The sequence below is a fragment of the Mycoplasma sp. HS2188 genome (assembly GCF_025209835.1).
Taxonomy (GTDB): domain Bacteria; phylum Bacillota_I; class Bacilli_A; order Mycoplasmatales; family Metamycoplasmataceae; genus Mycoplasmopsis.
Window position 1 is genome coordinate 79589 of record NZ_JAOAOI010000001.1, and the last position, 20550, is coordinate 100138.

At 32.4% G+C, this 20550-nt stretch carries 29 protein-coding genes and 1 pseudogene; 6 read left to right on the plus strand and 24 right to left on the minus strand.

Annotated elements, in window-relative coordinates; all coding sequences use genetic code 4:
- Nucleotides 1-5: 5 nt before the first annotated feature.
- The 17 genes and pseudogenes from rplF to rpsJ all read right to left on the minus strand — a co-directional run bounded on the left by rplF (nucleotide 6) and on the right by rpsJ (nucleotide 8056).
- A complete protein-coding gene (gene rplF / locus N1F73_RS00335) occupies nucleotides 6-545 on the minus strand; it encodes a 50S ribosomal protein L6 (RefSeq protein ID WP_259290192.1) in 540 nt (179 codons plus the stop codon).
- A 9-nt stretch (nucleotides 546-554) separates the two neighbouring features.
- Nucleotides 555-950, minus strand: coding sequence for a 30S ribosomal protein S8 (rpsH, locus tag N1F73_RS00340; protein ID WP_259290193.1), 396 nt, complete (start codon nucleotides 948-950; stop codon nucleotides 555-557).
- A gap of 2 nt (nucleotides 951-952) precedes the next feature.
- Nucleotides 953-1138, minus strand: coding sequence for a type Z 30S ribosomal protein S14 (locus N1F73_RS00345; RefSeq protein WP_259290194.1), 186 nt, complete (start codon nucleotides 1136-1138; stop codon nucleotides 953-955).
- Nucleotides 1138-1686 carry a 50S ribosomal protein L5 gene (gene rplE / locus N1F73_RS00350; RefSeq protein ID WP_396888601.1) on the minus strand — a complete coding sequence of 183 codons (549 nt, stop codon included), beginning with the start codon at nucleotides 1684-1686 and terminating at the stop codon, nucleotides 1138-1140. Before rplE ends, N1F73_RS00345 begins: the two co-directional genes overlap by 1 nt.
- Nucleotides 1686-2012: a 50S ribosomal protein L24 gene (gene rplX / locus N1F73_RS00355; RefSeq protein ID WP_260359395.1), complete on the minus strand. Its 327-nt coding sequence runs from the start codon at nucleotides 2010-2012 to the stop codon at nucleotides 1686-1688. The genes rplE and rplX overlap by 1 nt, the downstream gene beginning before the upstream one ends.
- A gap of 9 nt (nucleotides 2013-2021) precedes the next feature.
- Nucleotides 2022-2390, minus strand: coding sequence for a 50S ribosomal protein L14 (gene rplN, locus N1F73_RS00360; protein ID WP_130429719.1), 369 nt, complete (start codon nucleotides 2388-2390; stop codon nucleotides 2022-2024).
- On the minus strand, nucleotides 2390-2659 hold the full coding sequence (gene rpsQ / locus N1F73_RS00365; RefSeq protein ID WP_259290197.1) for a 30S ribosomal protein S17: 270 nt from the start codon (nucleotides 2657-2659) through the stop codon (nucleotides 2390-2392). Before rpsQ ends, rplN begins: the two co-directional genes overlap by 1 nt.
- Complete coding sequence (gene rpmC, locus N1F73_RS00370) at nucleotides 2659-2853, minus strand: 50S ribosomal protein L29 (RefSeq protein ID WP_259290198.1); 195 nt, start codon at nucleotides 2851-2853, stop codon at nucleotides 2659-2661. Before rpmC ends, rpsQ begins: the two co-directional genes overlap by 1 nt.
- Entirely contained in the window at nucleotides 2853-3284 is a 432-nt protein-coding gene (gene rplP / locus N1F73_RS00375) for a 50S ribosomal protein L16 (protein WP_259290199.1), read from the minus strand. Before rplP ends, rpmC begins: the two co-directional genes overlap by 1 nt.
- The gene (gene rpsC / locus N1F73_RS00380; protein WP_259290200.1) at nucleotides 3262-3936 is read right to left on the minus strand and encodes a 30S ribosomal protein S3; all 675 of its coding nucleotides are present in this window, start codon (nucleotides 3934-3936) and stop codon (nucleotides 3262-3264) included. Before rpsC ends, rplP begins: the two co-directional genes overlap by 23 nt.
- Before the next feature lie 13 nt (nucleotides 3937-3949).
- Nucleotides 3950-4285 carry a 50S ribosomal protein L22 gene (gene rplV, locus N1F73_RS00385; protein WP_259290201.1) on the minus strand — a complete coding sequence of 112 codons (336 nt, stop codon included), beginning with the start codon at nucleotides 4283-4285 and terminating at the stop codon, nucleotides 3950-3952.
- A 2-nt stretch (nucleotides 4286-4287) separates the two neighbouring features.
- Entirely contained in the window at nucleotides 4288-4563 is a 276-nt protein-coding gene (rpsS, locus tag N1F73_RS00390; protein ID WP_259290202.1) for a 30S ribosomal protein S19, read from the minus strand.
- On the minus strand, nucleotides 4563-5408 hold the full coding sequence (gene rplB, locus N1F73_RS00395; RefSeq protein ID WP_260359396.1) for a 50S ribosomal protein L2: 846 nt from the start codon (nucleotides 5406-5408) through the stop codon (nucleotides 4563-4565). The genes rpsS and rplB overlap by 1 nt, the downstream gene beginning before the upstream one ends.
- A 66-nt stretch (nucleotides 5409-5474) precedes the next feature.
- A complete protein-coding gene (gene rplW, locus N1F73_RS00400) occupies nucleotides 5475-5906 on the minus strand; it encodes a 50S ribosomal protein L23 (RefSeq protein WP_260359397.1) in 432 nt (143 codons plus the stop codon).
- Nucleotides 5906-6874, minus strand: coding sequence for a 50S ribosomal protein L4 (rplD, locus tag N1F73_RS00405; protein WP_260359398.1), 969 nt, complete (start codon nucleotides 6872-6874; stop codon nucleotides 5906-5908). The genes rplW and rplD overlap by 1 nt, the downstream gene beginning before the upstream one ends.
- A gap of 179 nt (nucleotides 6875-7053) precedes the next feature.
- Nucleotides 7054-7677: pseudogene (rplC, locus tag N1F73_RS00410) on the minus strand (50S ribosomal protein L3); the annotation flags it as partial.
- Between the two features lie 70 nt (nucleotides 7678-7747).
- A complete protein-coding gene (gene rpsJ / locus N1F73_RS00415) occupies nucleotides 7748-8056 on the minus strand; it encodes a 30S ribosomal protein S10 (protein ID WP_259290207.1) in 309 nt (102 codons plus the stop codon).
- Between the two features lie 408 nt (nucleotides 8057-8464).
- On the opposite strand from rpsJ, the gene recA reads away from it, so the two are divergent.
- The gene (recA, locus tag N1F73_RS00420) at nucleotides 8465-9454 is read left to right on the plus strand and encodes a recombinase RecA (RefSeq protein WP_260359400.1); all 990 of its coding nucleotides are present in this window, start codon (nucleotides 8465-8467) and stop codon (nucleotides 9452-9454) included.
- Between the two features lie 4 nt (nucleotides 9455-9458).
- Here the strand turns inward: recA and recO are convergent, their stop codons facing one another.
- A complete protein-coding gene (recO, locus tag N1F73_RS00425; protein ID WP_260359401.1) occupies nucleotides 9459-10142 on the minus strand; it encodes a DNA repair protein RecO in 684 nt (227 codons plus the stop codon).
- Between the two features lie 90 nt (nucleotides 10143-10232).
- Between recO and N1F73_RS00430 the strand changes: the two genes are divergently transcribed.
- The 5 genes from N1F73_RS00430 to N1F73_RS00450 are packed head-to-tail and all read left to right on the plus strand — an operon-like array spanning nucleotide 10233 to nucleotide 16854.
- Nucleotides 10233-10523 (plus strand): hypothetical protein, encoded by a 291-nt coding sequence (locus tag N1F73_RS00430; RefSeq protein ID WP_259290210.1) that lies wholly within the window; start codon nucleotides 10233-10235, stop codon nucleotides 10521-10523.
- Nucleotides 10516-12141 carry a DAK2 domain-containing protein gene (locus N1F73_RS00435; protein ID WP_259290211.1) on the plus strand — a complete coding sequence of 542 codons (1626 nt, stop codon included), beginning with the start codon at nucleotides 10516-10518 and terminating at the stop codon, nucleotides 12139-12141. The genes N1F73_RS00430 and N1F73_RS00435 overlap by 8 nt, the downstream gene beginning before the upstream one ends.
- A gap of 1 nt (nucleotide 12142) precedes the next feature.
- A complete protein-coding gene (plsX, locus tag N1F73_RS00440; protein WP_260359402.1) occupies nucleotides 12143-13156 on the plus strand; it encodes a phosphate acyltransferase PlsX in 1014 nt (337 codons plus the stop codon).
- A complete protein-coding gene (gene rnc / locus N1F73_RS00445; RefSeq protein ID WP_259290213.1) occupies nucleotides 13149-13838 on the plus strand; it encodes a ribonuclease III in 690 nt (229 codons plus the stop codon). The genes plsX and rnc overlap by 8 nt, the downstream gene beginning before the upstream one ends.
- 43 nt (nucleotides 13839-13881) lie before the next feature.
- A complete protein-coding gene (locus N1F73_RS00450; RefSeq protein ID WP_260359403.1) occupies nucleotides 13882-16854 on the plus strand; it encodes an AAA family ATPase in 2973 nt (990 codons plus the stop codon).
- Between the two features lie 51 nt (nucleotides 16855-16905).
- Here N1F73_RS00450 and N1F73_RS00455 read toward each other — a convergent pair whose 3' ends face one another.
- The 6 genes from N1F73_RS00455 to N1F73_RS00480 all read right to left on the minus strand — a co-directional run bounded on the left by N1F73_RS00455 (nucleotide 16906) and on the right by N1F73_RS00480 (nucleotide 20522).
- Nucleotides 16906-18102: a YitT family protein gene (locus N1F73_RS00455; protein ID WP_260359404.1), complete on the minus strand. Its 1197-nt coding sequence runs from the start codon at nucleotides 18100-18102 to the stop codon at nucleotides 16906-16908.
- A gap of 82 nt (nucleotides 18103-18184) precedes the next feature.
- Nucleotides 18185-18916 carry a DNA-processing protein DprA gene (locus N1F73_RS00460; protein WP_259290216.1) on the minus strand — a complete coding sequence of 244 codons (732 nt, stop codon included), beginning with the start codon at nucleotides 18914-18916 and terminating at the stop codon, nucleotides 18185-18187.
- A gap of 108 nt (nucleotides 18917-19024) precedes the next feature.
- On the minus strand, nucleotides 19025-19300 hold the full coding sequence (gene rpmA / locus N1F73_RS00465; protein ID WP_130429698.1) for a 50S ribosomal protein L27: 276 nt from the start codon (nucleotides 19298-19300) through the stop codon (nucleotides 19025-19027).
- Nucleotides 19301-19307: 7 nt separating this feature from the next.
- Nucleotides 19308-19607, minus strand: coding sequence for a 50S ribosomal protein L21 (gene rplU, locus N1F73_RS00470; protein ID WP_259290217.1), 300 nt, complete (start codon nucleotides 19605-19607; stop codon nucleotides 19308-19310).
- Between the two features lie 136 nt (nucleotides 19608-19743).
- The gene (locus N1F73_RS00475; protein WP_259290218.1) at nucleotides 19744-19998 is read right to left on the minus strand and encodes a hypothetical protein; all 255 of its coding nucleotides are present in this window, start codon (nucleotides 19996-19998) and stop codon (nucleotides 19744-19746) included.
- A gap of 89 nt (nucleotides 19999-20087) precedes the next feature.
- Complete coding sequence (locus N1F73_RS00480) at nucleotides 20088-20522, minus strand: MscL family protein (RefSeq protein WP_260359405.1); 435 nt, start codon at nucleotides 20520-20522, stop codon at nucleotides 20088-20090.
- Between the last annotated feature and the right edge of the window lie 28 nt (nucleotides 20523-20550).

A 20550-nucleotide genomic window follows, 5' to 3' on the forward strand; every position in this document is an offset into this window, starting at 1 on the left:
CACAACTACTTAGCAGCAGTTTTCCCTTCTTTACGACGAATAACTTCATCTTTGTAAGCAATTCCTTTTCCTGAGTAAGGACTAGGTTTTCTAGTAGCACGTACAATTGCAGCGAATTGTCCAACGCTTTCTTTTGAAATTGATGATAATGTGATTTCAGTTGGTTTTGGTAACTCAACGTTAACATCGGCTGGAATGTCTAGTAATTCTAAATGTGATTTACCAACTGCTAATTCTAATTGTTGTCCTTTAAGTACAGCTTTGTAACCAACCCCTTTAATTACTAATTCTTTTTTGAAACCTTGTGAAACACCAATTAGCATATTGCTAATTAATGCGTTAGTAGTTCCGTGTAATTGTTTGGTTGATTTTTCTTCGTTTGCTCTTAAAGTGCTAATTTTGTCTTCTTCAATTTTAATGGCGATTAAAGGTGAAAAAGTTGCTTCTAAGCTTCCTAATTTACCTTTAGCACTAAAAGTTGTACCTTCTAGCTTAACTTCAACGCCTTGAGGGATGCTTAATATTCTGTTTCCAACACGTGACATATTAACCCCCTATCAAATGATAGCGATAACTTCACCGCCAACATTTTCCTTGCGTGCTTGTTTTTCAGTCATCATTCCTTTTGAGGTAGAAACGATAGCTGTTCCGTATCCTGATAATACGTTTGGTAGTTCTTGAGCTGAAGAATAAACTCTTAAACCAGGTTTTGAAATACGTTTGAAATCAATGATTGCTCTTTGGTTTCCTTTGTATTTTAAACTTACTTCTAATACTTTATTGATTCCTTCGCCTTTAACATTTAAGGCTTGGATGTAACCTTCTGCTAAAAGAATTTCTAGGATTCTTTGTTTTTTATTTGAGAATGGAATGTTAACTGATTTGAATTTTCTTTGGTTGGCGTTTTTAATACGCACAATCATATCTGAGATTGGATCTGTAATAAACATAATTATCAACTCGCTTTCTTGTATCCTGGAATTTGTCCAGCGTGTGCTTTAACACGGAAACAAATACGGCAGATTTTAAATTTTCTTAAAACTGCGTGTGGACGACCACATATTTCACAACGAGTGTAAAAACGGGTTGAAAATTTCGCGTGTTTTTTTTGTTTTGCTTTTAGTGATACTTTAGCCATTATTTATCTCCTTTAACAAATCTCATTCCAAGTAGTTCAAGTAATCTTTTAGCTTGTGCATCTGAATTTGTAGATGTGATTAGTTGAACATCTAATCCTTTAATTCTTCTAATTTTGTCAAAATCAATTTCTGGGAAAATGATTTCTTCTTTAATACCTAATGAGTAATTCCCTCTACCATCAAAGGCTTTAGGATTAGCACCACGAAAATCACGAATACGAGGCATTGCAATGTGAATTAATTTTTCTAAAAAGTCTCACATTCTATCTCTACGAAGAGTAACTTTACCCCCCATAGGCATGCCTTCTCTTAATTTTCATGAAGCGTTTGATTTTCTAGCAACAGTTTGGAAAGGTTTTTGGCCAGAAATTAATGTTAATTCGTTTAGAACTTCTTCGATTGCTTTTGAATTTGTTACTTCTCTACCTGCGGTCATATTTAAAACGATTTTTTCAAGACGTGGAACTTGCATAATTGATTTAAATTTAAATTCTTCCATTAAAGCTGGAACGATTTTGTCATTGTAATGTTTCTTTAAGTTCATAATTAATATTCCTTATTAGTTTTCTTGATAATTCTTGTTTTTTGACCATTTTTTGCCACTTGATATCCGATTCTTGAATACACAGGAGCACTAGTTTTAGTACCTTTTTTAGCAACTACTGCCACGTTTGAAGCGTGGATAGGACCTTCTTGTTTTTTAATGCTTCCTTCGCTTGCTTGTGATGGTTTTTTATGTTTAATTTGCATGTTAACATCTTTGATGTATACTGTATTATTTTTAGCATCTACACGAACGATACGCCCTTGTTCTCATTTGTGAGAACCGGCAATAACGATAACTTCGTCATTTTTCTTGAATTTCATCTTCATATCGCTCTCCTATAATACTTCCGGTGCAAGAGAAACAATTTTTAAATATCCCTTGTCACGTAATTCACGAGCAACTGGTCCAAAGACACGAGTTCCTCTCATTGATTTATCATCTTTAATAATAACTACAGCATTGTCATCAAATTTAATGTGTGATCCGTTTGGTCTTTTAATACCGTAACGTGATCTAACAATCACAGCTTTAACTACTTGACCTTCTTTAACAGCACCGTTAGGTAATGCTTTTTTAACTGAACACACGATTACGTCACCAATATTAGCAGTTTTTTTACGTGATCCGCCTAATACTCTAATTACACCAACTTCTTTAGCTCCTGAGTTATCAGCAACTTTTAATTTAGATAGTTCAATAACCATTATTCTTCACCTCTTTGTACTTTGTGTTTAATTTCTACTAAACGGAAGTGTTTGGTTTTTGAAAGTGGACGTGTTTCCATGATGCTAACGATGTCACCAACTGATGCTAGTAATTTTTCATCATGAACAGCAAAACGTTTAACAACTCTATATCTTTTTGAATATAAGTTGTGTGAACGGTAGCTTTCCACTTCGACAAAAATAGTTTTATCACCACGAACAGATGTAACTTTACCTGTTAGAGTTTTACGTGTTGTTAATCTTTCCATTATTTGTCTCCTTTAAGTTGTGCAATAGCAGTTAGAGCTTTAGCGATATCTTTTTTAACTGCGTTAATTTTGTGACTTTGGTCTAATTGTCCAGTTCTGTTTTTAAAACGAAGGGTTAGTAATTCTGCTTTTAGGTCGTTAACTAGTTTTTGTAATTCTTCAACTGATTTCGCTTTTAAATCTTTAAAAACCATTATTGTTGACCTCCTTGTGAATCTTCTTTAGTAACAATTTTTCATTTAACAGGTAATTTGTGACCACCTAAACGAAGTGCATCACGAGCAATCTCTTCTTTAACACCTGATACTTCAAACATCATAGTGTTAACTTTAACTGGTGTATATCATTTTTCTGGTGACCCTTTACCTGATCCCATACGTACACCAATTGGTTTTGATGTTTTTTGGAAGTGAGGGAAGATTCTAATGAAAACTTGCCCTTCACGACCCATACGACGAGTAATCGCAATACGGGCTGATTCGATTTGACGAGCATCTACTCATGCTGATGTAACAGCTTGAAGTCCGAACTCACCAAATGATACTTTATTACCTTTATGTGCTTTACGTTTGTCGTGACGTAATAAGAAAGGTTTTCTGTATTTAGTTCTTTTTGGTTGAAGCATTGTTTAATCCCCCTTCCAAAATTTCACCTTTAGAAATTCACACTTTAACACCAATAGCACCATATGTTGTACGAGCGGTTGCTTGTGCGTAATCAACATCTTGTCTTAAGGTGTGTAGTTTCATTTCACCACGTGAATATCCTTCGGTACGAGCCATATCAACACCGTTTAGACGGCCTGAAACAGCGGTTTTAATACCTTTTGCTCTTGCTTTTAACGCTTCATTAATAACGTATTTTTGAGCAATTCTGAAGCTTTCACGATTTTCTAATTTAATCGCAATTGCTTCGGCAGCTAAACGAGCATTTAATTCTGGTTTAGCAATTTGGTTAACTTGTAGATTAATATCAAGTTTTTTGTCTTTTAAGTGTTTGTGTAGAGCAACATTTAATGCGTTAATGTTAGCACCACCTTCACCTAAAATTCTTGCTGGACTAGCAACATGTAAAACAACAGTTATTTTATTTGCTTGTGTTCTTTTAATTTCGATTTGACCGATTTGGTATTTACGTACTAATTTATCAAAGAATTTGTAAATTTTGTCATCTTGAACTAATAATGTACCAAATTCTTTTTTCTCTGCAAATCATGTTGTATTACGTTGTTTGGTTACGCCGTAACGAAAACCATTTGGATTAACTTTTTGTCCCATAATTTTGCCTTTCTTAGTTTCTTTCTTCTAAAACTACTGATAAATTTGATGTACGTTTGAAAATTGAAAATGCTCTACCTTGTGAGTGAGGTTGAAATCTTTTAAGTGTTGGACCTTCATTAACTAAAACTTCTTTAACAAATAATTTAGATGCGTCCATTCCATGGTTGTTTGTTGCGTTTGCAACTGCTGAATTGATTAATTTAATAAATAAACCCGATGCTTTTTTGTTGGTGTTTTTAAGAATACCTAATGCTACCCGCACATCTTTTCCACGGAAAAGAGCGGCAACTAAAGCAGCTTTACGTACGCTAATACGTTGAATTTTAACGTGTGCTTTTGCTTGCATAATTATTTTTTACCTTTATCAGCACCATGACCTGTGTAGGTTCTAGTTGGTGAAAATTCACCAAGTTTGTGTCCTACCATATCGTCAGTTACATAAACATCAATAAAGCTTTTACCGTTGTGTACTTGGAATGTTAAACCAACAAAATTTGGGAAGATTGTTGAACGTCTTGATCAAGTTTTGATTGGTTTTTTTGCTGCGCCACCTTCGACGATAGCTTCAACTTTTTTCATTAAGTGGTCGTCGACAAATGGACCTTTTTTAAGACTACGAGCCATTATTTAGCATCCTTTCTTCTTCTTAGAATCAATTTGTTTGAAGATTTTTTAGTTTTTCTAGTTTTAACACCAAGAGCTTTTTTACCTCAAGGTGTAAGAGGTGATTTACGTCCAATAGGTTGTTTACCTTCACCACCACCATGTGGGTGATCTACTGGGTTCATTACTGAACCACGTACAGTAGGACGAATACCTTTGTAACGATTTCTACCTGCTTTACCTAAGTTAACTAGTAGATGTTCTTCATTTCCAACTTCACCAATTGTAGCACGAGCTCTTGCTAAAATACGACGTGTTTCGCCTGATTTTAGACGTAGAACTACATATTTACCATCATCGTCTTTACCTAAAATTTGAGCACTAGCCCCAGCTGAACGAGCGATAATTCCGCCCCCTCCTGGTTGCATTTCAATGTTGTGTACTAATGTACCTTCAGGAATTGATGATAAAGGTAGTGTGTTACCTACTAAAATATCAACATCGTTTCCTGAAATAACTGTTTGTCCTACTTTAAGACCTTTCGGTGTTAAAATGTATCTTTTTTCTCCATCAGCGTATGCTAATAATGAAATATTAGCCGAACGGTTTGGATCGTATTCAATTGACTTAACCACTGCTGGAATATTGTCTTTATTACGTTTAAAGTCAATTAATCTGTAAAATCTCTTTACACGACCTCCATGGTGTCTTACTGTAATTTTCCCTTGGTTATTACGACCAGCTGGGTTTTTCAAAATTACTAGTAATGATTTTTCAGGAGCATGTCCTGAAAGATTTTTACCATAGTCAAGAGATGACATATTACGACGACCGTTAGTAGTTGGCTTGTAATGTTTAATTGCCATTATTCTCTCCTTTGCTTAAATATATATGAGGAATTTGTCATTTAAGCAATTTAAAATCCTCTTAAATTATTTTTCATCTTTTTTTGATGATTTTTTAGTTGTTTTTTTAGCAGCAATTTTTTGTGCTAATTTTTCTTCAGCTGCTTGATCTGCTTGTTTAACTTCTTGAGCTTTAGCAGCTTTTTGAGCCATTTTCGCTTCGTCTTGTGCTTCTGCTTCGTTAGGGTAGAAAACAATTTTGTCTTCTTTAGCTAAAGTAACAATAGCTTTTTTGTAACGGTTTGTAAAACCGTTGAAACGCCCAACTCTTTTGGCTTTTTTACCAACTTTAATTGTGTTAACATTTTCCACTTTTACTTGGAAAATAAATTCCACTGCATTTTTAATTTGGTATTTGTTAGCGTGATAATCAACTTCGAAAGTGTATTTATTTTCTTGTTGTAGAAGGTTTGTTTTTTCGGTTAGGATCGGTTTACGAATAATTTGAGTTAATTCCATTATTTAGCTCTCCCTTCGAATGTTTGTAGTCCTTCATTTGATAATACTAACACGTCAGCTCAAATTAAAGCTTCAACAGTAACTGATGCTGGTTTGATAACCGTAACGTTAGCTACGTTTGCTAGTGATTTATATACATTAACATCACTTGAAACAACTAATACGTGTTTTACGTTAGCAATATTTAAACTTTGTAGTTTAGCAACTGCGTTTTTGGTTGAAATGGTTTCTAATTTGAAATCATCAACTAAAACAGCTTTGTCTTGTGCTAATAAGGTTAAAGCACTCAAGAAGGCTGCTCTTTTAACTTTTTTGTTAACTTTTAGACTGTAGTTTCTTTCAGTTCTAGGTCCAAAAGCACGTCCACCACCTACTCAAATTGGTGATCTGGTTGAACCAGCACGAGCACGTCCTGTACCTTTTTGTCTTCATGGTTTTTTACCACCACCTCTAACTTCAGCACGTGTTTTAACTGAGTGAGTTCCTTGTCTTTTTGAAGCTCTCTCTGACATAATTGTGTCAAAAATTGCTTGTTCGTAAATTTTTTCTAAACTAAATACATTAGCAGGTAATTTAGAATTGTCAAATTCAAATTTAGCATTTTCATCGACTTTTTTAACTTCTACTTTTTTAGCTTTAGTTTCTTTTGTTTTATTAGTTGAAACATCAACTAGTTTTTCTTCGTTTAAGAATTTAATTGTTTCTTCGTCTTTAACGTTTTTAGATGCTAAAGTGTCGATAATAGTTTTAACTTTAGTTGTAGCAATTGAACCAGAGAATTTACCATCTCTGTGGAATCAAACTCTTGATTCACCTTCAAGTTTAGCAGCATCTTTTTCAAATTCTTCTAAACCTTCTTTAAAAGTTTTGAAGTTTTTGGCTTTTTTAACACCTTCTTTTTTAAGGTTGAATGAGATGTTTCTGTCTTTGTCGAATTTTTCTGATAAATAGAATTTATTAACAGCCATTATTTATCTCCTTCTGCAGCTTCATTTGCTTCTGCTTCAAGAATTAGAGGTTCTAATTCATTTGAACGCATTCCAACTTTAACTTCAATACCGTATTTTTTTGCTCTTTCAACTAAGTCATTCATTTTAACAACTTCTTCAACGTCAACCAAGACAACTGGTTTGTGCGCTGGTAAACCTTTAACAGCTTCTTTAACGATAACTAGTGATTTTTTAGGTCCTGGAATTGAACCTTTAACTAATAAAATGTTATTAACAACATCTACCTTAACTACTTCTAAGTTTTGTACTGTGGTTTGAACAGCACCTAAATGTCCAGGCATTGTCATACCTTTGAAAACCTTGTTTCCGGCGATATCACCAAGTGATCCTGTTTGTCTAACTGGTTGGCTACCACCACCACCACCGTGTGATTTAGGTCCGATGTGTTGGTTTCATCTTTTAATTGTACCGGCGAAACCTTTACCTTTTGAAGTTCCGGTAATGTCAACTAATTGTCCTGATGTAAAAATATCTGCTTTAATTAGTTGTCCTAATTCGTAACCTTCCATGCCACGAATTTCTTTAATGTAGCGCTTAGGTGTTGTGTTAGCTTGTTTAAATTGACCAGCAAGTGGTTTATTAACTGCACTAGCTTTTAATTCTTCAACAGCTAATTGTGTTGCAACATATCCATTTTTATCAGCTGTTAGAACTTTTGACACAACATTTGGTTTAACTTCGATTACTGTAACTGGAACTGATAGTCCTTCTTCAGTAAAAATTTGAGTCATACCAATTTTACGTCCTAAGATTCCTTTCATATTTTCTCCTTCACGTTATAAATAACGACCATTGCTTCATTTGAAGTTGGATTTGTTTAAAATAAATTAATTAATTTGTTTTAATGTCGCTGATTTGTACTCCAGCTGGAAATTCGAATCTACGAATTTGGTCTAAAGTTTTCGCATCAGCATCAATTAGAGTAACGATTCTTTGGTGTACTCTTGCTTCGAATTGTTCACGAGATTTTTTATTAATGTGTACAGATCTAAGAATTGTAACAACGTGTCTTCTTGTTGGCACAGCTACAGGACCTGAGAACTTAACATTATTTTTTTGTGCGATTTCAACTATTTTTTTCGCAGCAAAATCAAGTTGTTCATGTTCGAAAGCTTTTAGCTTGATATTGATTTTACTCATGTTGTCTCCTTTGTTCATTTTTGAACGATACTCCACATAAATTTCTTAAGCAGTCCTCAACAACTCATGGCCGCTTAACAACCTTACGCTTCTAAGTATAGTTGCTTAAATATTCTAATATAAAATCAAAAAAAGCGAAACTAAAAAAATAAATATTTTTAACACGAAACACCAATAAGCGTTGTTGATTCTCATTTTTTCATTTTTTTTGGAACACCGACAAGCGTTGTTGAATAAGAATGGAGCAACGAAATATAATAAGTAATATAATATAATAATTAAATAAAGAGAAATAATAGATGTTGCTGTCTTTTCGGAAAAAAATAATGTTATTGGGCTAAAAATAATAAAAAAATTTTTTCTTAGCAAAAAAGACATGAAAACTTTTTAGTATAGCGAAAGGAAATTATGGACAAAGATCAAAAAGAAATAAAATTAAATCCTGCTGTACAAGAAGCAATCAGTGAAATAACTAAAAAATTTGGTAAAGAGGCAATAACTTTTTTTGACTCACAAGATTTAGATGCTACCGTTGATGTTATTCCAAGTGGTTCGTATTTATTAAACCAAGCATTAGGGATTGGTGGCTATCCACAAGGTCGAATTATCGAAATTTTTGGACCGGAAAGTGGCGGAAAAACTACTTTGTGTTTGCACGCTATTGCCGAGGTGCAAAAAAAAGGTGGTGTGGCAGCTTTTATCGATGCCGAACATTCAATTGACCCTGTTTATGCCAAAAATTTAGGAATTGACCCTAATAAAGTCATAATCTCGCAGCCAGATAGTGGCGAACAAGCCTTGGACATTGTCGATTACTTGGCAAAAAGCGGTGCAATCGATTTAATCATAGTCGATTCCGTTGCCGCTTTAGTTCCTGAAGCCGAACTAAACGGCGAAGTTGGTGATAACCAAATTGGATTACACGCACGTTTGATGTCAAAATCATTAAGAAAAATTGTAGCATCGTTAAATAAAACTAATACCACGATCATTTTTGTCAATCAAATACGGGAAAAAATTGGTGTAATGTTTGGTAACCCTGAAACCACAACCGGAGGTCGAGCCTTGAAATTTTACGCATCGATCAGATTAGAAGTGCGTCGTGTTTCAAGTATTGTTGAAGGTAAAGAAATTGTGGGAAATGACATTAAAGTAAAAGTTGTTAAAAATAAACTTGCTGCCCCATTTAAATCATTCCAAACTGAAATAATTTTCGGTAAAGGAATTGACTCATTAGGTGAATTAATTGAGTTAGCAACTCAAAAAGGAGTACTAGTTAAAAAAGGTTCTTGGTTTGCTTATAAAGGCGAAAATATTTGTCAAGGTAAAAAAGCCCTAAAAGATATATTGAGTCAAAATCCGGAGTTGCGCAGCGAATTAGAAACACTGAGTTTGTAATTTATTAAAAATCAAAATAAATTCCGTTACTTTGATAATAGTCTAACAATTCGTGCTTTATTAGGGCAACAATACTGTCATTAGCCATAGCAAGAAATTTATCTAAATCATAAAACATAAAATAAATTGTTTTTAACTCTTTATTTCATCTAATGCTTTTTTTGTGATTATCACACAAAAAGCCGCCTAAATATCAACTAAAATCGCACAAATTTGTGTATTTTTGGCAAATAACACACCTATCAGGAATTGGCATAAGACCAAAATATGATAAGGCATTGGCCAGGACAAATAAAAGCAATCTTTCATTATAACCTTCGTGTAATTTTTGAATAGCAGATCAGTAAGCATCAAAAAGTCTTACTGATTTATTTTTAATTTTTTCAAAAATTACCAGTATTTTACTGACAAATTTCAAATTTTGTTCATTGCTATAATCAACATTTTCGAGTAAATTTGAACGTTTAAGACGGCCAACACTATTGATTCTGCGAGCCTTAAAATATTCAATTTGTGCTACTGAGCCAATTTGTAAATTAGCACGGTTTTTAGATTGTGCTTTATTAATGCCTTTTGCTAATAATCTAATGCGACCACTCGTAGTGAAAAAATCAACAAAAGAATCGTCAACACTTGTTGGCGAATCACTGATTCCTAAAATGATTGCGTTTTCTATTGTTTCTGCCATATTTTTATATAATACATTATATTTATAATTTAATATATAATATGATAACTTTATTTACTCGTTGGCACTAAATAAAGTAATGGAGGCAAAGTGGATAAATTAGATGTAAGCAAAATTTTTATTGACATTCTCGAAACAACACCTGGCGTTTTTAGTATTAAATGTCCTTACGATGAACAATCACACATTCATGATGATTGTGTGATTGTAAATTCGCGTGATAACGTGTGAGATTTTACAGCTTCAATAACAATTTTAAAAAATAGTAACTTAAAAAATATTGTTACTTCGATTAATTCTTTACTAAGATTCGCACTTAGAAAGAAAAATCAAAAATTAGGAAAACTAAATATTTTAATAGGAGGTCTAAATAATGACTAATAAATTAGACGGTAAAATGTTTTATGATTTGTGTCTGTCCGGGGCAAATAATTTAATTAATGCAAAAAACAGAATTGATGCATTAAATGTTTTTCCGGTGCCTGATGGCGATACTGGAACAAACATGTCTTCAACAGTGAAATCAGCTATCGATGCAATTGACCGCAGCAACGCTAACTTGGGAGAAGTGGCGAAAAAGTTTTCTAAAAGCATGCTATTTGGTGCTCGTGGAAATTCAGGAGTTATTTTAAGTCAAATTTTTAAAGGATTTTCACTTGCTTTCGAAAATGAAAAAAGTGTTGATGTTCTAGGTTTGTTAAATGGATTTAAAAAAGCTACTGAAAAAGCTTATGCTTCAGTGTTGAAACCAATTGAAGGAACTATATTAACCGTTATTCGTGAAACAACCGAGGAGTTAACTAAGATTATTGATAAAAATACAACTTTTGAAGTATTTTTCGAATTAGCAGAAAAATTTGCTCGTAAAGCTTGTGACAATACACCTAACTTATTAAAAGTTTTACGTGAAGTTGGTGTTACCGATTCAGGTGGTGAAGGTTTTTACACAATTTTAGTAGGGATGAATTCATTTATCAAAGGACAACCAATTGCAATTAGTGAAGAGTCAAGCGATGTAAATACTTTCATTCAAGATGGCGAAGTTTATGATGGCGAATTTGGTTACTGTACAGAATTTATAATTGAGCTAAATGATTGCAAAAATTTTGACAAAAAATATTTTGAAAAAGAAATCGGAAAACAAGCCACAAGTTTAGTTGTTGTTCAAGATAATGAAATTTTAAAAGTACACGGACATACCTTAAAACCAGGTAGTTTGTTGAATTTTGGTCAAAAATACGGTGAATTTATCAAAATTAAGTCTGAAAATATGAGTTTACAAGCCGAACAAACACGTAATAAAAATGTTACTTTATCAAACGCTGTCTTATCTGAGGACGAAAAAGAATGCGCAATTATTTCATGTAATTTAGGAGCGGGCATAATTTCGAGAATGCGTGAGCTGGGCTGCGATGCGATTATTGAAAGTGGTCAAACACAAAATCCATCAGCCCAGGATATTGTTGACGCAATTAATTCAGTAAATTCGAAAAATGTTTTTGTTTTACCTAATAACTCAAACATTTTCCTAGCTTCTGAACAAGCCGGAAAAATTATCAATGATAAAAATGTTTTTATTATCCAAACAAGAAGCCAATTACAAGGAATTGCCGCAATGTTGAATTTCAATCATGATTTAGATGCACAAAGCAATCTTGAATTATTAAACGAAGCAATAAAAACAGTTACAACTGGTGAAATCACACAAGCAATTCGTACAACAAAAATGCACAATATCAAAATAAAAGAAGGTAATTTTATTGGTATAGCGGATGGCAAAATTATCACTAGCCAGTCAACTTACATAAAAGCAGCCAAGGATTTAATTGATAAAACAATTACCGAAGATCATGAATTTATCTCAGTATATTACGGTAATAATATTTCAGAAAAAGACGCAAGTGAAATTCAAAGTTTTATTGAAAGTAAATATGATGTTGAAGTTGAAATATACAACGGAAGTCAGCCAAATTACCACTTTATTATAGGATTTGAATAAAATGAATAGACAATTTAAAATCGCTTTCGATATTATGGGTAATGACAATGGAATTTTAGCAGCATTAAAAGCATCTTACAATTTTGCAAAATCAAACCCTAATTTCACCATAATTTTGGTGGGTGATGAAAATGAAATTAATACAACAAAAATTCAAGGTTTTGACCAGAAACCTAAAAATATTTCAATTGTGCACTCACCGAACTTGGCTAATGATCCAGAAAATTTCAGAGCCTCTTTACACGAAAACACATCAATGAATACTGCAATCGATTTAGTAAAAAATAATGAAGCTGACGCAGTTTTAAGTTCAGGAAATAGTGGATTATATTTAGCGACAAACACATTTAAATTAAAACGACTAAAAAATGTTTCCCGTGCCGCATTTATGCCAATTATGCCAACTATTACAGGACGCAAGTTTGTCATGTTAGATGTTGGTGCTAACATTGATGTTCAACCTGAATATTTAGTTGAATGAGCCACAATTGCCAATGTTTTTGCACAAGTTATGCTCAAAATCAACACTCCACGAGTAGCCCTAATTAATATCGGAACTGAAGATAATAAAGGAACTGAAAACATTAGAGCAGCACACCAATTACTTAAACAAAAACAAGAAATTAACTATATCGGTTTTAGAGAACCACGGGAAATTTTAAATGCTGTTTGTGATGTAGCTGTTATTGATGGTTATGGTGGTAATTTAGTGTTAAAAAGTCTTGAAGGAGCTGTCTTAAGTTTTAAAACATTGCTAAAAAGTAAAATCATGCTTTCGCCATGAAGAAAAATTGGTGCCTTAATGGCCAAAAATGCTTTTAGAGATGTTGCTGAAACACTAGATTATCGTAACGTTGGTGCTGCATGAGTAGTTGGAGTTAATGGTGTAGCTATTAAATCACACGGTGGTAGTGATGAGAAAGCTTACACAGGCGCATTAAATCAAATCAAAATAGCACTTGAAGGCGATGTTTTACAAAAAGTAAAACTTGCTTTAGAAAGTAATGATGAATAAAAAAACGATTGATGACTTTGTTTTATTTTTAAAGTCTTACCAAATTAACTACAAAAAATTTTCTGATTACGCAGCAGCTTTCACACACCCAAGCTTTAAAAATAGCCGTAAGCAAGCACCCGAAGCAGTTGATTATCAATGTTTAGAATTTTTAGGTGATTCAATTTTGCAGTTTTTAAGCTCAAAATTTCTTTACTCTAAATATAGCAATTCAAATGCGGGAAATTTAACTTTGATGCGTTCTAAACTCGTTTCAACAAAAAGTTTAAACTCTTTAAGCAATAAATTAGGCTTAAAAAGATTCCTTTTAACAGGACCAGGAATGATGTATGAAGAAATTATGCGCTCTGAAAAAGTTGGTGCTGATATATTCGAATCATTTATTGGTGCTTTATATTTGGATCAGGGTATTCAGAAAGTCAATACATTTTTACAACAAACGCTTTTTAAAACTGAAATCGACGAGAATAAATTAAAAGACTCAAAAACGTTATTTCAAGAATATATTCAATCATTTTCACGTAACTCAGTTACTTACGAAACGGTAATGGTTGAAAACAAATTTTATTCCAAAGCAATGCATGACAACCAAATATTTGGTGAGGGCTATGGAAAAAATAAATTGCAAGCTGAAGAAAATGCAGCAAAAAATGCTTTAACTAAACTTGCAAACACTGAATAATATACAAAACGCAATATAATATTTGTAAAAGTCAGGAGGAATAATGAAATTAATAAAGGTAGAAGCACATGGGTTTAAATCATTTGCTGATCCTATTGCACTGACGTTCGATGGCGGTGTAGCAGGTATTGTTGGTCCTAACGGTTCAGGAAAATCGAATATTAACGATGCCATTCGATGGGTTTTAGGAGAAAGAAGCGCTAAAGAACTTCGTGGTGACAAAATGGATGATGTTATTTTCCAAGGTTCAGCCACAGCAAAAGCCATGAATCGTGCTGAAGTTACTTTAACATTTGACAATAAAGAAGGAAATAATTCAATTCCACACGAAATTTTTACTATTTCGCGGGTTTTAGAACGTGGTAATGGTTCAAATAAATACTATATAAACGGTGAAGAATGTCGGCAAAAAGATATTTTAGAAATTGCGATGGAATCTGGAATTGGTAAATCAAGTCTTGCGATCATTTCGCAAGGTACTGTTTCAGACATTGCCCAATCAACAGCTGAACAACGTAAAGCAATTTTTGAAGAAGCGGCCGGAGTATCAAAATATAAATTTAGAAAAAAAGAAGCATTAACTAAATTAGCTCGTACTCAAGAAGGTTTGGAAAAAATTGATATTAGAATCAAAGAAATCGAGCGTAAATTAATTCCGCTACGTAAACAAGCGGAAAAAGCAAAAATTTTTATTGCTAAAAATGATGAATTAAAAGAAGTTGAAATTGGTCTTTTAGTTGATAACATCAAAACTTTTGGCGAAAAATATGAATCTCTTTCGCAAGAGTTAGACGGTGTGCAAGAGACAAAAATAAATCTAGACGAACGCATTAAAGAGTGCGAAACTAAAATAAGTCAAAGCACTAGTTTTAGAATTGAAGCACAAAAACAATATGACGAACTAGACATTGAGCTAAAAAAAATAAACGAAAGACTTCGTAACATCGAATTAGTCCTTAAAGAAGAAACAGCGCGTGAACGTTTAATTGCGCAAGGTGAAATTAGTGCAAGTAACGAAGAGAGAATTAATGCATACCAAAAATTAGCCCAAACCCACGCCAAAAACATTCAACAAGTTGACAGACAAATTCAAGTCTTAAACATTCGTGCCAGCGAAAATAGAATGACACTAAAAAAAGCTGAAGAAGCTATTAGTTTACTAAACATTCAAAGAAACAAAAAAGATAACGATTTAACAAAAATTCGTACACATCTTCAAGTTTTAGAGCAACAAAAAGAATCAAATACTCTATTATTTAAAGGTACAAGAACAATTTTAGAAAATAAAGCCTTTTTTGGAAAACCACTAAAAGGTACAGTAGCAGACTTAATTAAAATTGACAACCAATATATTCGTGCTATTGACACAGTTTTAGCAAATGCAACTCAACATATCGTAGTTGATAAATCAGAAACTGCTGTGAAAGCTGTTAATTTCTTAAAACAAAATGATGGCGGGCGTGCAACATTCATTCCGTTATCGTCAATTCAAGCAAAATTTGTTCGTGATGATCATTTGTTAGGTATTCAAGGTCATCCAGGGTTCGTGGCCGTTGCCTCGGATTTAGTTGATACAACTAACGAATTTGACATTTTGAAAAAATTCTTATTAGGTAACGTGATTGTTGTTACTGACATTGATCAAGCCAACAAAATTGCAAACATATTAGAGCGTCGTTACATGATTGTAACATTAGATGGAGACACAATTAGACCTGGTGGGGTTATAGTTGGTGGTGCTAAAGATAAAACTCAAAGTTTATTAGGTTTTGATGAAAAAATTAAAGAACTACAAGGTTTAATTCCCGGAATTAATGCTCAAATTCAATTAATTTTAACTAAATTACATGAAGTCGAAAACTCGAGAAAACAAGCATACGAACTTGAAGCATCATTACAAAGTCAAATTTCAACATTAAATTCTAAAAAAGCTAATGAGCAAAATGCTCTTGATAGTTTTGAAATTAAGTTGAAAAACTTAAATGCTCAAATTTTATCGTTGAACAACGAAAATAAAGAAAATGTCAAAACAGCACAGAGTGATTTAGAAGCTTTAAACACCAAAAAAATAACTCTTGAGTCTGAGTTAAATGCTAAGGCACAAAGAATTAGATTATTGAACAATGACATTGAACAAACTAATTTAACACGTAATGATTACTCATCAACACTTAATCAATTAGTTTTATCATACGCTAACAAATTAAGTGAAAAAGATCGTTCAAAATTATTATTAGACCAGTCAAGAGAAAGACTTGCTTCACAATACAAAATGACTTTTGAGTCGGCTTCTGAAAATTATAAACTTGAACTTCCACGTGAACAAGCTGAAGAAATTGTTCGTGATTTACGTGAAGAAATAGACAAATTAGGAAACGTAAACATTGAATCATTGGAAGCTTTAGTTGAAGAAGAAGAAAGATTTAACAAATTCAGCAATAGCTTTGCAGAATTAACTGATGCCAAAAATAAAATTGAAAAATCAATTGAAGAAAACGATAAAATTATCATTTCAAGATTGACCGGTATTGTTGATGATGTTAATGGGCCATTCAACGATGTTTTTGCAACCATGCTTGGTGGTGGTAAAGCTGAATTATATTGAACCGACCCTAACGATATTTTAGAATCAGGTATTGAAATTAAAGCTCAACCTCCAGGCAAAAACATTGCCAACATTAAATTGTTCTCTGGTGGTGAAAAATCATTGATAGCAATTTCGCTATTATTTGGAATTTTAAAAGCACGTCCTTTACCATTGTGTATTCTAGATGAAGTTGAGGCGGCGCTTGATGAAGCTAACGTTGTTAGATATGCTGAATATCTACAAGAATTAAAAGCTAAAACACAATTCTTAGTAATTACACACCGTCACGGTACGATGTCACGTGTTGACTCATTATTTGGAGCAACAATGCAAAACCGTGGTGTTACAACATTTTTCAGCCTTCAATTAGCTGATGCTAAAAAACTAGTTGCAGATGAACAAAAAGAAGTTGAAGAAGATATTCAATAATAATAAAAACATCATGGTTGTAAGCCATGATGTTTTAAATTGATAATTATTCTAATTTTCATCCACGTAATGGGTATTGAAATTCCCGTGTATTTGATAAGTAGGTTTAATACTAATTCAAATATTGGGGTCAATTGCTCTTAAATCTTTGATAATATTTTTCGTTTCTAATAAAAGCATTGTCGTATTGATTTTGTATACTTTTTCCCCAGTATAACCACTTTCAGTGGTAAATATTGAATATGCATGTCAGTATTTAATTTCTTTAAAGTACTCAACAATACGCGCAAATGATGCACCACACGAAATTTCGACATTAACTTTTTTATATTTTGGATATAAAATCGAAATCAAGCCATTTACAACAAATATGTAAACAAATGTAGTTAATTCACGCATACCAATAATTACACGTTGATTGATAACTTTATATTGCTGTGTACCATCTGCAAAGTGAATTACTTTAGCTGCTGGATAATGTTTACGAGCAAAAGAGAAGATAACTAAGAAAATAATTGTAGTCACAATCGCAAACACTGATAACATTCAACTTACACTTTTTTGTTTTTTAGTTGAAAAGTAATAAGCAATAATATCTGTTCCGCCGGTTGAACCACCGAATTTTCACGCAAGCGAGATTGATATACCAACAAAAACCGAACCAATTAAACCATTAGCAATAATAGGTCATGTTATTGGGTTTTCGAATTTTTGTGAAATTCCTGTCTTCTCGTTAATAACTTCAATAACTTGTTCTCAACCCGGAGCAATATTGAAAACTTTTTGTGATCATGAGGCCACCGAGTTTTCACCCCCAATTGTTAATAAAAAGTTAATTACAATTTGAAAGAGCATAAATTCTAAAGTATGGAGTGTAAAGGATAATTTTGTTTTTCGTCAAAACACGATAAACAGTGGAACATTACACGCTAAATATAAAACTGCGAAATATGGTTTCGTGCTAGATCAAACCAAAGTGATTAGCATTGGTATTCCGGAAAGTCCAGAAGGAATAGTTTCGGATTTTTGTAAAAAAACAATTACACCAAAGTTGAAAAGAAAGGCCACCAAAAACATGTAAAATGTTCGTTGTAAATATTGCAACTTACGTTTATGTTTAACCTCTTTTTCGTGTGGATTTTCAAAATCATAAGCATAGGAACCCATTTTAAATTCTCTAATTTTTTGATTCACTTTACGAACTGCCAATGGTTCGGTTTTTTTATTCTTATTGTTTTGATGATTCATAGAGATATTATAATTAAAATTATTTTTTTAGTATATATATTTATATATAATTGGGCAATATTTTTTCCTGTTCAAATCAAAATTAATAAGTAACTAAATCAGCAATATGAGTAATCAAATTAGCTCCATTTTTTAGTAGAAAATTATTGCCATCTTCTAAATTTGTGCTCGGATAACAATAAACATTTTTACCAAAATCAGTAAAACTATACGCTAAATTGATTATTCCCGAGCCTTCCTTTGAACCATAAATTACTAAATGCTTTCCGATCGCTGCTGTTAAAATATTCCTTTCTTTAAATCTTTGTAATTTTGGATTCACTTGTGGTGGATACTGACTTATATACAACTCGTTTTCAATATTGACATTGGGACTCAAATATGAGTGGCCACTTGCTAGAATGTGTAATATTTGATTATTATTTTGGCGGAAATATTTAGCTATGTTTCGGTCCATTTGACTAAAATCGGTTGTTATTAATGCAAAGTTTTTACTGAAATTATCAATACTTTTTTCAATAAATTTGTCTGTATCATTATTATTTATATCGCCAGTTAAACAAATTAGATTTTTATTCAAAATGTCTAAATTGCCCTTGTAGTAAATTACATATGGTGCATATTTAAGTGCTTTTAGTGCTTGCGGATATTCGTCATCAAAAACAGTGATATATTTAACTCCTTCTCTTTTTAAATTATTCAACACTTGTTGAATATTGGACTCTTCGACTCGCTTTTTATTCACTAAATCCTTAAAAATTTTATAATTATCGCCTCTATTGATATATGAGAAATAAATTAGTAATTCATTCATTCTACCTCCGATATTTCAACAAATAAATTGATTTTTATTTTAAAAAAAGAACTTTTTTATTACTTTCTAAATTTGAAAATAAAAAATCAGCTTGCGCTGATTATAATATTATTTGTTTTTTGGAGTTACAACTCTCTCTTCATATACTGAGGCATATGTACGGTTTCTACGTTTTTCAAATTTAACGTATCCTGTAATTAAAGCATAAATTGTATCGTCTTTACCAATTCCAGCATTTGTACCAGGAAAAATTTTTGTTCCTCTTTGACGGAAAATAATTGATCCTGCTGTACAGAATTGACCATCACCTAGTTTTATACCAAGTCTTTGGCCGCGACTATCACGACCATTTTTGGTAGAACCACCGGCTTTCGTGTGTGCCATTTCTAAATTATCCTACTATTTTGTTTACTAGAACACGTGTATAAGGTTGACGGTGTCCTAATTTTCTTTTGTGAGTTGATTTAGCATTGTGACGGTATACGATAATTTTTTTGCTTTTGCCTTGTTTTTGGATTTCTCCTTCAACATACGCTTTTTCAAGATATGGTTGACCAATTTTTTCACCAACCAATAAAACCTTGTCAAATTTAACTTTTGAACCTTCTTCACCTTCGATTTTTTCGATGAAGATTGTTTGTCCTTCTTTGACTAAAATTTGTTTGCCTCCAGTTTCAATAATAGCGATCATATCTATTAATCTCCTGAATTTTGTGGCTCATCTTAAGGGTGATGCGAAGCATACTTGTAAACCCGTTCAGAATGGTTACAAAAGTAACGTTGTTATTATAATACATAAGCCCGTAAAGAAAAGAATTTTTATTTAATTAATAACTTAAATAAATACTTTTTGTTTTTGTGATTGAATTTTCTACCGCTTTACCCGGTTCATTGTTTCATTTTATTGAATTGGTTCCGGTTTTACTTTCACCTGATTTAGAAGTGAACATTCTAATTACATTGGCAATTGCACTAAAACCTGATATCACAATTGGTGCAATTGCTGTGAATGCCGAAAGCGCACTACCACCGTAAATTTTTGCTTGTTCTTTGATTGGAATTTTTTTGATATTGTATTTCATTTTACCTCCCAATTGACATATACGATTTAACGAATTTTTTTTCAAAAAAGGAAAAAAATAATAAAAAACCGCAGTTGTGCGGTTTGTAATTATTGTCTCTTTTCAAAGTTTTCATTCATTTTTTTCAATTCAGCTAAAATCAATTCTTCAGTGGTTGGATCTGGTTTTGGTTTTTCTTTAAGTTTTAACAATTTTCTAAAATCAACTACTGCTTTTATGATAAACACTGTCATCATTACTAAATAAATAACAATTGTGACAATAATAAAAGCAAGCAAAGCTGCTAGGAATTTACCAATTAAAATGTTCTCCCCAATAGTTCATTTTTGAATTTCACTAAAACCGAATAATGATGCGATTGGTGGCAAAATAACATCATTAGCTAATGATTTAACTACTGTATTAAATGAAGTCCCGATTAAAAGCCCAATAGCCAACATCAACATGTTGCTCTTTTTGACTAAACTTCATGCATCTTTGCTAGCGGTTTTAAATTTATTTAAATGTTTATTATCTTTTTTCATAGTAAAGTTTTTCTCCAATTTAATATTG